Here is a 13,492-nt window from a genome sequence, read left to right as displayed (position 1 = left end):
CCATGTCTTGGGGGTCAGGCGCCCTTGACCAGCTCGGCGACGCGCTCGGGGTGCCGGGTGCTGAACAGCCAGTACGGCGTCGGGTCGGCCGGATCGGTGAGGGTGACGCGCACGACCGGGCCGACCCAGCCGCGGTGCAGCACGTAGGCGGCCGGGTCGCCGTCGCGGCCCAGCGCCTTGCGCTTGGCGTCCTTGTCGAAGACCTCGACCTGCCCGACGTAGCGCAGCGGCAGGTGCGCGTCGCCCACCCACAGCTCCGGCTCGTCACCGCCGGTGACGCGGACCTTGGACCGGCCCAGCGACAGCATCAGCCCCACGACGACCGGCAGCGCGATCACGTACGGCAGCCACGCCCGGACACCCGGGTAGCCCATGTCGACCTCGGCCGCGAGCAGGACGGCGCCCAGCACCGGCAGCGGCCAGCCCCACCACGGCACGTACAGCCGCTCGGAGTGCCGGACCGCGGCACTCGCGGCCGTCTTCGCAGATTCACCCACGGGTAGAGAGTAATCTCGCCGCCCGTGTCCAGCGTTCAGGTACTCCTCTCCCGGCTCGACCCGGATGTCCCGCTCCCCGCCTACGCCCGGCCGGGCGACGCGGGGGCCGACCTCGTCACGACCTCGGATATCGTGCTGGAACCCGGGGAACGCGGCGTCGTCGGCACCGGCGTCGCGATCGCCCTCCCACCCGGGTACGCGGGGTTCGTCCACCCGCGGTCGGGCCTGGCCGCCCGGGTCGGCCTCTCGGTGGTGAACACGCCGGGCACGATCGACGCGGGCTACCGCGGGGAGATCAAGGTCTGCCTGATCAACCACGACCCGGTGCACCCGGTGAAGCTCGCGCGCGGCGACCGCATCGCCCAGCTGGTCGTGCAGCGGGTCGAGCACGCCGAGTTCGTCGAGGTCGCCGAGCTCGACGCCACCGAACGGGGCGCCGGAGGCTACGGCTCCACGGGCGGACACGCCACACTGGGAGCAGACGTGCCCGGCGCGAGCGCCGGCGCGGGGGAAGGAACGGAGAAGTAGTGGGGATTTTCGGACGCAAGCGGCGGACCGAGGGCGGGTCCGGCGGAAGGCACGGCGCGCCCGAGGCCGACGACACGATCGAGGACGAGGCGTACGACGAGGACGACGAGCTGTCGGACGTCTCCGACGGCCCGTTCGACGTCGCGGACTTCGAGGACGACGGCGTCCCGCGGATCGACCTCGGCTCGGTGAAGGTGCCGGTGCCCGACGGGTCCCAGGTCCAGGTCGAGATGGACCCGGAGACCGGGGGCGTGCGCGCCGTGCACGTCGTCACCGAGCAGGGCCAGATCACGGTCAGCGCCTACGCCGCGCCGCGCACGGGCGGGCTCTGGCGGGAGGTCAGCACCGAGCTGGCCGAGCAGCTGCGGGCCGACGGCGCCAAGGTCAACATCGGCCGCGGCGTGTGGGGCCTGGAGATCTCGGCCATCGTCGGCGACGTCTCGCTGCGCTTCGTCGGCATCGACCGGCCGCGCTGGATGCTGCGCGGCGTCATCGCCGGGCCGCAGTCGGAGGCCGCGGCGGCGGTGGAGGTGCTGCGGGGGATCGTGCGCCGCACGATCGTCGACCGCGGCGACGCGCCGATGCCGGTCCGCACCCCGCTGACCATCACGCTGCCCGAGGCCGTCGCCGAGCACATCGCGGCCCAGCAGCAACAGGGCTGACCCGCTCCACGAGGGGCACCTTCACGGCTCTCGAGGCCGTGAAGGTGCCCCTCATGGCGTTCGGAGGGCCCGGAGGAAGGCGAGGACGGTCGCCCGGCCGAGGGACTCGCGATCCGCGCCCAGCGCCGTGAGCGTCGTCTCGCCGAGCGCCGCGCGGGGGAGTGCGCCGGCCCACGCCGACGCGACTTTCGTCGGGTGGATCGGGTCGTCGGTGCACGTGCCGATCCCGGCCGGGACGGTCAGCGCGGCGAGTTCGCCGAGCGTCGGGGACGGGCGGCCGGCGGCGACGCGCAGGCCCGCCGCCAGCCCGGCGCCGTGGCGGCGCCACGCCCGGTCGAGCTCCGCCCGCAGCCAGTCCGGGCTGCCCGCCGTCTGGGCCAGCGCGACGTCGACCCCGGATTCGGCCACCAGATCCGCGGACAGCGTCGCGGCCAGCGATGCGGGTGCTGAGCCGGGAGCGCCGTTCCAGGCCGGGAGCGCGGCCAGCAGGCCCCCGCAACGGCCCGGATTGGCCACCGCCCACTCCGCGGCGAGGTGGGCGCCGAACGAAATGCCGCCTACGAGCAGTTCGCCGTGTTCGTCCGCCAGCGCGTCCAGTGTCGCCAGGTAACCCTCGGCCAGGGCCGCACCGGGCGGCGGCGGTGGCGCGATGAGCGGGACACCGAGGGCGCGCAGCGGGCCGGCGAAGACCGCCCGGACGAACACCTCGTCCGAGCCGGTGCCGGGCAGCAGCACCGCGGCGGGAACTCTGATTGCGGACGTCACGTTGCGATCTTTGCGCAAAGGCGTTTCCCTGGCGGGGACCGCAGTACGCTGGAATCGCACGGGCCGCAAGCAGTTTGTCGGGGGCCCCGGAGCACAGGAGCACCTATGTCCGCCAAAGACGGCGGCTACTTCAGCCGGTTGGTACGCAAGCTGACCAGCGACGTCGACGAGCTCGACGCCGACGAGATGTCGATGAGGTCCGGCGCCGAGGGCGCGCAGCGGGCCTGTGACTGCCGTTCCGGCGAAGAGGTCACCGTGATGGGGAGACTCCGCAGCGTGGAGCTCTGCCCGACGAACGAGGCCGCCACGCTGGAGGCCGAGCTGTTCGACGGGACACAGGGCGTGACGCTAATCTGGCTCGGCCGCCGCCGGATCCCGGGCATCGAGCCAGGCCGGACGATCAAGGTGCGCGGCCGGATGGCCGAGCGTGACGGCCAGAAGGTGCTTTACAACCCCTATTACGAGCTCCAGAGCCCAGTGAGTTGATCACCCATCGTGACTGAACCCGCCCCGAGCGAGAAGAAGACCGACGCGGACGAAGAACCACAGCCGACCCTGCTCGAGCAGATGGGCGGCGTGTCCGGCCTGATCTACTCGTCGGTGCCGGTGATCGTCTTCGTCCTGGCGAACGCGTTCTTCGGCCTGACCGCCGCCATCTGGACGTCGGTGGGCAGTGCGGTGGCGATCACCGTGCTGCGGGTGGTCCGCAAGGAGCCCCTGCAGCCGGCGATCTCCGGGTTCTTCGGCGTCGCGATCGCGGCGTTCATCGCCTATCGCACCGGGTCCGCGAAGGGGTTCTTCCTCTTCGGGATCTACGCGAGCCTGGTTTATTGCGGCATCTTCGTGCTGTCGGTGGTGGTGCGCTGGCCGATCGCGGGCGTCGTGTGGAACGTGCTGAACGGCACCGGGCAGGCGTGGCGCAAGGACAAGCCGTCCCGCTACGCGTACGACATCGCGACGCTGGCGTTGGCGCTCGTGTTCGCCGCCCGGTTCGTCGTCCAGCGGTGGCTCTACCAGGAGGACTACACCGGCTGGCTGGCCTTCGCGAAGATCGCGATGGGGTACCCGCTGTACGCGCTGGGCCTGCTGGTGGTGGTCTGGGCGGTGCGCCGCTCGGACAAGCGGCTGAAGGCACTCGAGGAGACGACGCCGAAGCCGGAGACCGACGCCGAGGTCGAAGCCCGGCTGCGCGAGAAGTACGCCCAGGCTCCCGAGGCCTGAGTCATTGCGGCTCGGATGTCTTGAACGAGTCATTCAGGGCACCCGGCGTCCGGGGCCGGGCAGGTCGCGTTTCCCACGGCTGCCGCGGAGGCCGGGCCGTCGCGGGCTTCTTTCATGACATCTCGGCGCGGCCCCTCGAACCGGTTCCACGAAGAAGGCCCCCGGCGCGCACGCCGAGGTCGAAGCCCGGTTGCGCGAGAAGTACGCCCAGGCTCCCGAAGCCTGAGACTCACGAGAAAGGCCCCCGGCACGCTCGCCGGGGGCCTTCTTCGTGTCCTCAGTAACCCAGCGCCGTCCGGATCTCCGGCTCGACGTCCGCCGTCGCGACGAACAGGAGCTCGTCGCCCGGCTCCAGGGGGTCCTCCGGCTGCGGGACGATCACGCGGTCGCCCCGGAGGATCGTCACCAGGGCCGCGTCGCGCGGGAGCGTCAGGTCGCTCACCGGCTTGCCCGCCAGCGGGGTCTCCGCCGGCAGCGTCAGCTCGACGAGGTTCGCATTGCTCTGGCGGAACGTCATCAGCCGCACCAGGTCGCCGACGCTGACCGCCTCCTCGACCATCGCCGCGAGCATCCTCGGCGTAGACACCGCCACGTCCACGCCCCAGGCGTCGGTGAACAGCCACTCGTTGGCCGGGTTGTTCACCCGCGCCACGACGCGCCGCACCGCGAACTCCGTCTTGGCCAGCAGCGACACGACGAGGTTCGCCTTGTCGTCGCCGGTCGCGGCGATCACGACGTCGCACTGCTCGATCCCGGACTCCTCCAGGATCGACACCTCGCAGGCGTCGCCGAGCACCCAGTCGGCCTGTTCGACGGTCTGCGGCTCGAACTGGTCGGCCTCCCGCTCGATGAGCATCACCTGGTGCCTGCCGTCGATCAGCTCGTTGGCGATGGAGCGCCCCACCGCGCCCGCCCCGGCGATCGCGACCCTCATGCCTCGTCCTCCGGTTCGCGGTTGGCCACACTGGTCACGTCGCTGACGGTGCCGGAGCGCGCGGCCACCCACACGTCGTCGCCGTCCTGCACCACGGTCTTGTTGTCCGGCAGCACCGGCGTGCCGAAGCGCATGATGAACGCCACCCGCGCGCCGGAAGCCTCCTGCAGTGATCGGACGGAGTGCCCGACCCAGCCCTCGTGCAGCGGCAGCTGCAGCAGCGCGACGTTGCCCGACGGGTCCCGCCACGCCGACGCGACGCCGTCCGGCAGGAGCGTGCGCAGGAACCGGTCGGTCGTCCACGGCACGGTCGCCACCGTCGGGATGCCCAGCCGCTCGTAGACGGCCGCGCGCTTGTGGTCGTAGATCCGCGCGACGACGTGCTCGATGCCGAAGTTCTCGCGGGCGACCCGCGCGGAGATGATGTTCGAGTTGTCGCCGCTGGACACCGCGGCGAACGCGCCGGCCCGCTCGATGCCCGCTTCGATCAGCACCTTGCGGTCGAACCCGACCCCGACGACCTGCTGGCCGTGGAAGTCGCTGCCGAGCCGGCGGAACGCCTGCTGGCTCTTGTCGATGACGGCCACCTCGTGGCCGAGCCGCTCCAGCGCAGCGGCCAGGGACGCGCCTACCCGGCCGCATCCCATGATCACCACGTGCACGCCCTGCCTCCTCTTCGGCGGTTACCCGTCCGTTCCTACCCCCGACATACCAGCGCCGAACCTACCGTGCGCCCCGACAGCTACGCTTCCGTGGTGTCGAAGTTCCCGACCGTGCTGAAACGCCTGGTCCTCGGACGTCCGTTCCGCAGTGACAGGCTCGCTCACACGCTCCTCCCGAAGCGCATCGCGCTGCCCATCTTCGCGTCCGACGCGCTCTCGAGCGTGGCGTACGCGCCGGAAGAGATCTTCCTGACGCTGAGCGTCGCGGGTCTCTCCGCCTACGCGCTGGCGCCGTGGATCGGCATCATGGTCGCCCTGGTCATGCTGGTCGTCGTCGCGTCCTACCGGCAGAACGTGCACGCGTACCCGAGCGGCGGTGGCGACTACGAGGTCGCCAACACGAACCTGGGCGGGAAGTTCGGCCTGACCGTGGCGAGCGCGCTGCTCGTCGACTACGTGCTGACGGTCGCGGTGTCCACTTCGTCCGGTGTGGCCAACATCGGGTCGGCGGTCCCGTGGGTGGCGCAACACAAAGTGCTCGCTTCGATCGTCATCGTGGTCGTGCTGACGTCGTTGAACCTGCGCGGCATCCGGGAGTCGGGGAAGGCCTTCGCGATCCCGACATACGGGTTCATCCTGGGCATCCTGGTCATGGTCGTGTGGGGCCTGGTGCAGGCGGCCACCGGCACCGAAATGAAGGCCGAGAGCGCCGGGTTCACCTTGAACGCCGAGGGGACCTTCGCGGGGGTGGCGTACGCGTTCCTGGTGCTGCGGGCGTTCTCCTCCGGCGCGGCGGCGCTGACCGGGGTCGAGGCGATCAGCAACGGCGTCCCGGCGTTCCAGAAACCCAAGTCGAAGAACGCGGCGACGACGCTGCTGATGATGGGCCTGCTCGCGGTGACCATGCTGGTCGGCATCATCACGCTGGCCACGATCACCGACGTCAAGTTCGCCGAGGACCCGGCGGAGCAGCTCGCCGGCGCGCCGGCCGGCTACGAGCAGAAGACGATCGTCGCGCAGATCGCGCACGCGGTGTTCGCCGACTTCCCGCCGGCTTTCTACTACATCTCCTTCTCCACCGGCATCATCCTGCTGCTGGCCGCGAACACGGCGTTCAACGGCTTCCCGGTGCTGGGCTCGATCCTGGCGCAGGACCGCTACCTGCCGCGGCAGCTGCACACCCGCGGCGACCGGCTGGCGTTCTCCAACGGGATCCTGTTCCTGTCGGCGTTCGCGCTGGTGCTGATCATCGCGTTCGACGCCGAGGTCACCCGGCTCATCCAGCTCTACATCGTGGGCGTGTTCGTGTCGTTCACGGTGAGCCAGGCCGGCATGATCCGGCACTGGAACCGGTTGCTGGCCAAGGAAACCGACCCCGGCGTGCGGCGGCGGATGCGGCGCTCGCAGACGGTGAACGCGGTCGGCCTCACCTGCACCGGCGTCGTGCTGGTGATCGTGCTCATCACCAAGTTCCTGCTCGGCGCGTGGATCGCGATCGCGGCGATGATCGCCATCTTCGTGCTGATGACCGCGATCCGGCGGCACTACGACCGCGTCGCCGACGAGCTGAAGGACCTGGGTGACACCCCGACCGTGCTGCCGTCGCGCAACCACGCGATCGTGCTGGTGTCCAAACTGCACCGCCCGACGCTGCGCGCGCTGGCCTACGCCAAGGCGATGCGCCCGGACGTCCTCGAAGCCGTGACGGTCAATGTGGACGATGCGGACACGCGGCGGTTGACCGCTGAGTGGGACGCCCACAACTTCAAGGTGCCGCTGAAAGTCGTCGAATCGCCCTACCGCGAGATCACGAAGCCGGTCCTCGACTACGTGAAGCGCGTGCGCGGTGACAACCCGCGCAACGTGGTCACCGTGTTCATCCCGGAGTACGTGGTCGGGCACTGGTGGGAACAGGTGCTGCACAACCAGAGCGCGCTGCGGCTCAAGGGCCGCCTGCTGTTCCAGTCCGGCGTGATCGTGGCGAGCGTGCCGTGGCAGCTGGAGTCCTCGGCCAAGGCGGCCGCGCGCGTCCGCAACGAGCGGCCCGCGGCCGGCGACGTCCGCCGCGGTTTCTCGCCCAACGGCAAGCCGGTGGCTGCGCCGAAACCCAAGGAGCCCGCCGAATGACGAGCTGGCTGGGCCGGGTCCTCGAGGTCGAGGTCGGCGCGGTGGCGCACGGCGGCCACTGCGTCGCGCGCGCCGACGGCCGCGTGGTGTTCGTCCGGCACGCGCTGCCGGGCGAGCAGGTCCGCGTCGAGGTCACCGAGGACAACGGCGGTTCGTTCTGCCGCGGCGACGCGATCGAGGTGCTGTCGGCTTCGGAGTTCCGGGTCGAGCCGCCGTGCCCGCTGGCCGTGCCGGGCGGCTGCGGCGGCTGCGACTGGCAGCACGCTTCGACCGCGTACCAACGTTCGTTGAAGGCTTCGGTGGTGGCGGAGCAGCTCCAGCGGCTGGCCGGCATCGAGCGCGAGGTCGTCGTGGAGGCCCTCGAAGGCGGTCCGCTGGACTGGCGCAGCCGCGTCCGGCTGGTCGCCGACCGCGAGGGCCGCGCGGGCCTGCGCGCCCACCACAGCCACCGGGTGGTGGCGCTCGAAGACTGCCCGATCGCGGTCCCGGGCGAGCTCGACGACGTCCTGGCACGGCGCTGGCGGCCGGGCAGCGAGATCGAGGTCACCGGCGACGGCGACGGCGGTGTCCACGTGCGCGAGCTGTCGACGGTCCGAGGCAAGGTCCGCGCCCGGCAGCTGGCCGGCGGCGTGGCCGTGCAGCACGCGGCCGGCCGCGACTGGCACCTCGACGCGCACGGCTTCTGGCAGGTCCACCCGGCGGCGGCGTCGACGCTGGCCGCCGTCGTGGCCGAGTGGGCGGAGGCGCCCGCGGGCGGGTCGGCCTGGGACCTCTACGCCGGGGTCGGGCTGTTCGCGTCGGTGCTGGCCTCACAGGTCGGCGCGGCGGGCCGGGTGCTGGCGATCGAGTCCGGCCGGCGCGCGGTCGCCGACGGCGAGAAGAACCTGGCCGACCTGCCGCAGGTGTCCTGGCAGGCCGGGCGCGTCGAGCACGTGCTGGAGTCGGCCCCGAAGCCGGTGGACGTCGTGGTGCTGGACCCGCCGCGCAAGGGCGCGGGCAAGGCGGTGGTGGAGTCGATCGTGGCGGGTTCACCCGATCGGATCGTCTACGTGGCGTGCGACCCGGCGGCCCTGGCCCGTGACCTGGCGACTTTCGCTTCGCACGGCTACGGCTTGACGGATCTGAGGGCGTTCGACGCGTTCCCGATGACCCACCACGTGGAGTGCGTGGCGCTGCTGTCCTGAGTTTTTGTCGGTGGTGGCCGTCACACTGCCGGCATGACTCCTCTCGAGGACTTCGACCGCGCGGCTTTCTCGGTGACGGGCCTGGTCTCGTCGATCGGCGGCGATCAGTGGACGCTGCCGACGGCGTGCGCGGACTGGGACGTCCGCGCGGTGGTCAACCACCTGGCGCACGGCAACGCGAAGGTGGCGTTCTGGGCGGGTTCGGGACCACCGGCTCCGGACGGCGACTACCTGGGTGCGTCGCCGGTCCCGGCGTTCGTGTCATCGGTCGCGGCGGCGCGGGCAGTGCTGGCTTCGCCGGGGTTGTTCTCTCGTACGGTGACGACCGCGCTGGGCGAGATGCCGGGCGTGTTCCTCGTCCACATGCGCGTGAACGAGTACTTGGCCCACGGCTGGGACCTCGCGGACGCGACGGGTGCCTCGACCGACCTGCTGCCGGATTTGGCGGAGGGGGCGCTGGAGCAGTGGCGTTCCCGGTTCGGCTCGGCGCCCCGGCCACCGGGTGGCCCGTTCGGGCCGGAGGTGGAGCCAGGCCCGGAAGCAACGGCGGCGGACCGGCTGGCGGCGTTCCTGGGCCGCAAGGCGGTGAGCGGCTGAGGAGAGTCCTGCGAGCGGCGGGGGTTGCCGGCCGGCGCTGTGGGGCGCGCGGCGGAAGCCCGGCTGCGGGGTTGGCTGCCCTGGCGCGGGTTGTCCGGCCGCCACCGCGGCATCTCCGGCCGGCCGCTCGTGTGCCGCCGTGGGCCTGGCTGCTACCGGTGCGCGGTGTCGGGCTGCGCGGCGCCTTGCGTGCGGGCTGCCGGTGGTCGTCAGGCTGCTCGGCGGACCGCGAATGCCGCCGCCAGCCCCGCCGCCGTCATGGCCACTCCCGATGCCAGCAGCACCCACGACCCAGCCCCCGGGACCACCCGCGCCGCCGGTTGGATCGTGGTCACGCCCGGGAGCGTCACCACCAGGTGGCGCAGGACCACTCCCGTCACCACCAGCCCCGGGAGGGAAGCCATCGCCAGCGGCTCGTCCTGGTGGCGGGCGAACGTCAGGTACGCCAGCGTGCCCGCGATCAGCACCGCCGCCGCGCAGACCAGGCCCAGGTCCAGCTCCGGATCCGGGGTCCCCGGCGGCAGCATCCCGGCGTAGTCCGCGGTGCGCAGGGTCAGGCCCGCGATCACGCCCAGCCCCGCGATCCCCACCGCCACGGCGCGCGGGCCGCGGAGCCGCTTCCCCGGTCGCTGCTGGTCCACTCCGGCCTCCCTGCGTCGCGGCTGGACGCAGCATAAGACGCCGGAAACGGCTTTCCGAGCACCTTTCCGGCGCTGGGCCGTTCGGTGGATCCCGATCGGGGGACTCCGCTCAGCCGGCGAACCAGCGCTGCGGGGCCGGCCGCAGGTTCTGGTAGATGTGCTTGACCTCGGTGTACTCGCCGAGCCCGGTCGGGCCCAGTTCGCGGCCGAAGCCGGACTGCTTGTAGCCGCCCCACTCGGCCTGCGGCAGGTACGGGTGGAAGTCGTTGATCCAGATCGTGCCGTGGCGCAGCCGCCCGGCCACGCGCTGCGCCCGCGAAGCGTCGTTCGTGAACACCGCCCCGGCCAGGCCGTAGTGGGTGTCGTTCGCGATGCGCACCGCGTCGTCCTCGTCGGTGAACGTCTCGACCGTCAGCACCGGCCCGAACGACTCGTCGACGACCGCTGACGACCCCTGTTTCACCTGGTCCAGGATGGTCGGGAGGTAGTAGAAGCCGTCGGCGAGAGCGGGGTCCGAAGGCCGGCTGCCGCCCGTCCGCAGCACCGCGCCCTCGGCCAGCGCCGCTGCCACGTACCGCTCGATCTTGTCGCGGTGGGCCGCCGAAATCAGCGGCCCGGTCTCGGCGCGCTCGTCGAACGGCCCGCCCAGGCGGATCCGCTCGGCCCGGCGCACCAGCTCGGCGACGAACTCGTCGTGCCACTCCCGCTGCACGATCAGCCGCGCGCCCGCCGAGCACACCTGGCCCGAGTGCAGGAACACCGCCGTCAGCGCGTAGTCGACCGCGGTCTCGAAGTCGGCGTCGGCGAAGACCACGTTCGGGTTCTTCCCGCCCAGCTCCAGGGCCACTTTCTTGACCGTCCCGGCGGCCGCCGCGGCGATCACCTTCCCCGTGGCCAGCCCGCCGGTGAACGACACGAGGTCGACGTCCGGGTGCTCGGCCAGCGGCGCGCCGACCTCGGCGCCGGCCCCGAGCACCAGGTTCGCGACGCCGGACGGCAGGCCCGCCTCGGTGAGCAGCTTCAGGAACAGGATCGACGTGTGCGGCGTCAGCTCGCTGGGCTTGAGCACGAACGTGTTGCCCGCGGCCAGCGCCGGCGCGATCTTCCACACGGTCTGCAGCAGCGGGTAGTTCCACGGCGTGATCAGCCCGCAGACGCCGACCGGTTCGTGCACGATCCGGCTGAACGCGTCCGGGTTGCCGGTGTCGACGACGCGGCCCGCGTCCTGCGCCGCGAGCTTGCCGAAGTAGCGCAGGCAGGCCGCGATGTCGGCCATGTCGTAGCGGCTCTCGACCAGGCGCTTGCCGGTGTCGAGCGACTCGGCGCGGGCGAACGCCTCCGCGTCGCGGTCCAGCAGGTCCGCGGTGCGCAGCAGCAGGTCACCGCGCAGGTGCGCGGGCGTGCCCGGCCACGGGCCGGTGTCGAACGCCCGGCGCGCCGCCGCGATGGCGGCCTCGGTGTCCTTGGCGGTGCCCTCGGCGACCGTCGCGACCAGGGAACCGTCGGCCGGGCAGCGGATCTCCCGCCGGCCGCCGCCGATCGCGTCCACCCAGTCGCCGCCGATGAAGAAGTCCGCCATGAACTCCATTCTCGTGGCCACGCCGCGTGACCGCCACAGCACGGCGGGGAGACGAGGTTCACCTCAGGAGATGACGCGTGATCGCGCTCCGCCTGTGACGCCGGACGCGGCGGGCGTAAGGGCGGTGGCCGTCCTCCGTAGACTGGCCGGAACGAGGCGTGGTGACCAAGTGAGGTGGAGACGAGTGACGTTGCTGGAGTCCGTGAGCGGACCGGCGGACCTGAAGCGCATGAGTGTCGAGGACCTCGGCGAACTGTCCGCCGAGATCCGGGACTTCCTCGTCGACAAGGTCCGCCGCGCCGGCGGGCACCTGGGGCCGAACCTCGGCGTCGTCGAGCTGACCCTCGCGCTGCACCGCGTGTTCGACTCGCCGCGCGACGCGATCGTCTGGGACGTCGGGCACCAGGCCTACGTGCACAAGATCGTCACCGGCCGCGCGGACGGCTTCGACCGGCTGCGCCAGACCGGCGGCGTCACCGGTTACCCGTCGCGCGCGGAGAGTGACCACGACTGGGTCGAGAGCAGCCACGCGTCGTCCGCACTGTCCTATGTGGACGGTCTGGCGAAGGCGTTCGCCCTGGACGGTGGCGAGCGGCACGCGGTCGCCGTCGTCGGGGACGGCGCGCTCACCGGCGGCATGTGCTGGGAGGCGCTCAACAACCTCGCCGCGCACCGCGAGCGCCCGGTCGTCATCGTCATCAACGACAACGGCCGCTCCTACTCGCCGACCATCGGCGGCCTGGCCGACCACCTCGCCGCGCTGCGCCTGCAGCCGGGCTACGAGCGGCTGCTCGACGGCGGCCGCGAGCTCCTCCGGCACACCCCGGTCGTCGGCAAGCCGATCTACGCCGCGCTGCACGCCGCGAAGGCCGGGCTGAAGGACGCGCTGAGCCCGCAGGCGATGTTCTCCGACCTCGGCCTGAAGTACCTCGGCCCGGTCGACGGTCACGACCAGGTGGCGCTGGAGAAGGCCCTGCACAGCGCGAAGGCGTTCGGCGGCGCGGTGATCGTGCACGTGGTGACCGAGAAGGGCCACGGCTACGCGCCCGCGGTCAACAACGAGCACGACCAGATGCACCAGACCGACCCGATCGACCCGGAGACCGGCCTGCCGCCGGTGAAGGGCCCGAGCTGGACCGGCGTGTTCGGCGACGAGCTGGCGAAGATCGGTGCCGAGCGCGAGGACGTCGTCGCGATCACCGCGGCGATGCTGCGCTCGACCGGCCTCGACAAGTTCGCCGAGGCGTTCCCGGACCGCTGGTACGACGTCGGCATCGCCGAGCAGCACGCGGTCACCTCCGCCGCCGGGCTGGCGATGGGCGGGCTGCACCCGGTGGTCGCGATCTACTCGACGTTCCTCAACCGCGCGTTCGACCAGGTGCTGATGGACGTCGCACTGCACCGCCAGCCGGTGACGCTGGTGCTGGACCGCGCCGGCATCACCGGCCCGGACGGGCCGAGCCACCACGGCATGTGGGACCTGTCGCTGCTGGGCATGGTGCCGGGCATGCGCGTGGCGGCCCCGCGCGACCCGGCGACGCTGCGCGAAGAGCTGCGCGAGGCCGTGGCGGTGTCCGACGGCCCGACGGCGCTGCGCTTCTCGAAGGGCAAGGTCGGCACGGACGTCACGGCGGTCGAGCGGCTGGGCACGGTCGACGTGCTGCGCCGCCCGGTCGAAGGCGCCGACGTGCTGCTGGTGACGGTGGGCCCGTTCGCGACCCTGGGCCTGGCGGCGGCCGACCGGCTCGCCGACCAGGGCATCGGCGTGACGGTGGTCGACCCGCGCTGGGTCCTGCCGGTCCCGGCCGAGCTGGTGGCGCTGGCGTCCCAGCACAAGCTGGTGGTGACGGTCGAGGACAGCGGCCGCCACGGCGGCTTCGGCTCGGCGCTGGCGGCGATGTTCCGTGACGCCGAGTGTGACGTCCCGCTGCGGGATCTGGCGGTGCCGCAGACGTTCCACGACCTGGGGAGCCGCGACGAGGTTTTGGGCCGCATCGGCCTGACGGCCCAGGACGTGGCTCGGCGGGTGACGGAGTGGGCTTCCCGGCTGGGTTCGGTCTCGGAGCCCGAGAAGAAGGACGCGAACCGCAGCTGA

The 13,492-nt window shown here is 72.0% G+C and carries 14 protein-coding genes; 8 read left to right on the top strand and 6 right to left on the bottom strand.

Features of this window, described 5'->3' with window-relative positions:
• Positions 1-14 precede the first annotated feature (14 nt).
• Positions 15-497 carry a DUF3093 domain-containing protein gene (locus QSK39_RS41050; RefSeq protein ID WP_285483210.1) on the bottom strand — a complete coding sequence of 161 codons (483 nt, stop codon included), beginning with the start codon at positions 495-497 and terminating at the stop codon, positions 15-17.
• Positions 498-521: 24 nt separating this feature from the next.
• Here QSK39_RS41050 and dut point away from each other — a divergent pair, with 24 nt between their 5' ends.
• Together dut and QSK39_RS41040 are read left to right on the top strand one after the other, a co-directional pair.
• A complete protein-coding gene (gene dut / locus QSK39_RS41045; protein ID WP_285483209.1) occupies positions 522-1,025 on the top strand; it encodes a dUTP diphosphatase in 504 nt (167 codons plus the stop codon).
• On the top strand, positions 1,025-1,687 hold the full coding sequence (locus QSK39_RS41040; RefSeq protein WP_285483208.1) for a DUF3710 domain-containing protein: 663 nt from the start codon (positions 1,025-1,027) through the stop codon (positions 1,685-1,687). The genes dut and QSK39_RS41040 overlap by 1 nt, the downstream gene beginning before the upstream one ends.
• A 51-nt stretch (positions 1,688-1,738) precedes the next feature.
• On the opposite strand, the gene QSK39_RS41035 is transcribed toward QSK39_RS41040, so the two are convergent.
• Complete coding sequence (locus QSK39_RS41035; protein ID WP_285483627.1) at positions 1,739-2,422, bottom strand: alpha/beta fold hydrolase; 684 nt, start codon at positions 2,420-2,422, stop codon at positions 1,739-1,741.
• A gap of 135 nt (positions 2,423-2,557) precedes the next feature.
• Here QSK39_RS41035 and QSK39_RS41030 point away from each other — a divergent pair, with 135 nt between their 5' ends.
• Together QSK39_RS41030 and QSK39_RS41025 are read left to right on the top strand one after the other, a co-directional pair.
• The gene (locus QSK39_RS41030) at positions 2,558-2,938 is read left to right on the top strand and encodes an OB-fold nucleic acid binding domain-containing protein (protein ID WP_072480405.1); all 381 of its coding nucleotides are present in this window, start codon (positions 2,558-2,560) and stop codon (positions 2,936-2,938) included.
• A 9-nt stretch (positions 2,939-2,947) separates the two neighbouring features.
• Positions 2,948-3,673, top strand: a complete 726-nt coding sequence (locus QSK39_RS41025) for a DUF3159 domain-containing protein (RefSeq protein ID WP_285483207.1) — start codon at positions 2,948-2,950, stop codon at positions 3,671-3,673.
• Positions 3,674-3,950: 277 nt separating this feature from the next.
• On the opposite strand, the gene QSK39_RS41020 is transcribed toward QSK39_RS41025, so the two are convergent.
• Positions 3,951-4,607 carry a potassium channel family protein gene (locus QSK39_RS41020; RefSeq protein WP_086676743.1) on the bottom strand — a complete coding sequence of 219 codons (657 nt, stop codon included), beginning with the start codon at positions 4,605-4,607 and terminating at the stop codon, positions 3,951-3,953.
• Positions 4,604-5,269: a potassium channel family protein gene (locus tag QSK39_RS41015; protein WP_332845782.1), complete on the bottom strand. Its 666-nt coding sequence runs from the start codon at positions 5,267-5,269 to the stop codon at positions 4,604-4,606. The genes QSK39_RS41020 and QSK39_RS41015 overlap by 4 nt, the downstream gene beginning before the upstream one ends.
• 93 nt (positions 5,270-5,362) lie before the next feature.
• Between QSK39_RS41015 and QSK39_RS41010 the strand changes: the two genes are divergently transcribed.
• Genes QSK39_RS41010 through QSK39_RS41000 form a run of 3 tightly spaced genes read left to right on the top strand, consistent with a single transcriptional unit; the run spans position 5,363 to position 9,177 of the window.
• Positions 5,363-7,396 (top strand): APC family permease, encoded by a 2,034-nt coding sequence (locus QSK39_RS41010; RefSeq protein ID WP_285483206.1) that lies wholly within the window; start codon positions 5,363-5,365, stop codon positions 7,394-7,396.
• Positions 7,393-8,580 (top strand): class I SAM-dependent RNA methyltransferase, encoded by a 1,188-nt coding sequence (locus tag QSK39_RS41005; RefSeq protein ID WP_285483205.1) that lies wholly within the window; start codon positions 7,393-7,395, stop codon positions 8,578-8,580. The genes QSK39_RS41010 and QSK39_RS41005 overlap by 4 nt, the downstream gene beginning before the upstream one ends.
• A gap of 33 nt (positions 8,581-8,613) precedes the next feature.
• Positions 8,614-9,177: a TIGR03086 family metal-binding protein gene (locus QSK39_RS41000; RefSeq protein ID WP_285483204.1), complete on the top strand. Its 564-nt coding sequence runs from the start codon at positions 8,614-8,616 to the stop codon at positions 9,175-9,177.
• A 209-nt stretch (positions 9,178-9,386) separates the two neighbouring features.
• Here QSK39_RS41000 and QSK39_RS40995 read toward each other — a convergent pair whose 3' ends face one another.
• Both QSK39_RS40995 and QSK39_RS40990 read right to left on the bottom strand, forming a co-directional pair.
• Positions 9,387-9,818, bottom strand: a complete 432-nt coding sequence (locus QSK39_RS40995; RefSeq protein WP_285483203.1) for a hypothetical protein — start codon at positions 9,816-9,818, stop codon at positions 9,387-9,389.
• Positions 9,819-9,927: 109 nt separating this feature from the next.
• Entirely contained in the window at positions 9,928-11,397 is a 1,470-nt protein-coding gene (locus tag QSK39_RS40990) for an aldehyde dehydrogenase family protein (RefSeq protein ID WP_285483202.1), read from the bottom strand.
• 184 nt (positions 11,398-11,581) lie between these two features.
• On the opposite strand from QSK39_RS40990, the gene dxs reads away from it, so the two are divergent.
• A complete protein-coding gene (gene dxs, locus QSK39_RS40985) occupies positions 11,582-13,492 on the top strand; it encodes a 1-deoxy-D-xylulose-5-phosphate synthase (RefSeq protein WP_285483201.1) in 1,911 nt (636 codons plus the stop codon).

Source organism: Amycolatopsis sp. NBRC 101858 (assembly GCF_030269325.1).
GTDB classification, from domain to species: Bacteria; Actinomycetota; Actinomycetes; order Mycobacteriales; family Pseudonocardiaceae; genus Amycolatopsis; species Amycolatopsis ponsaeliensis.
Note: the sequence above shows the minus strand (reverse complement) of the source record. Positions and strands in the feature narration are given on the sequence as shown.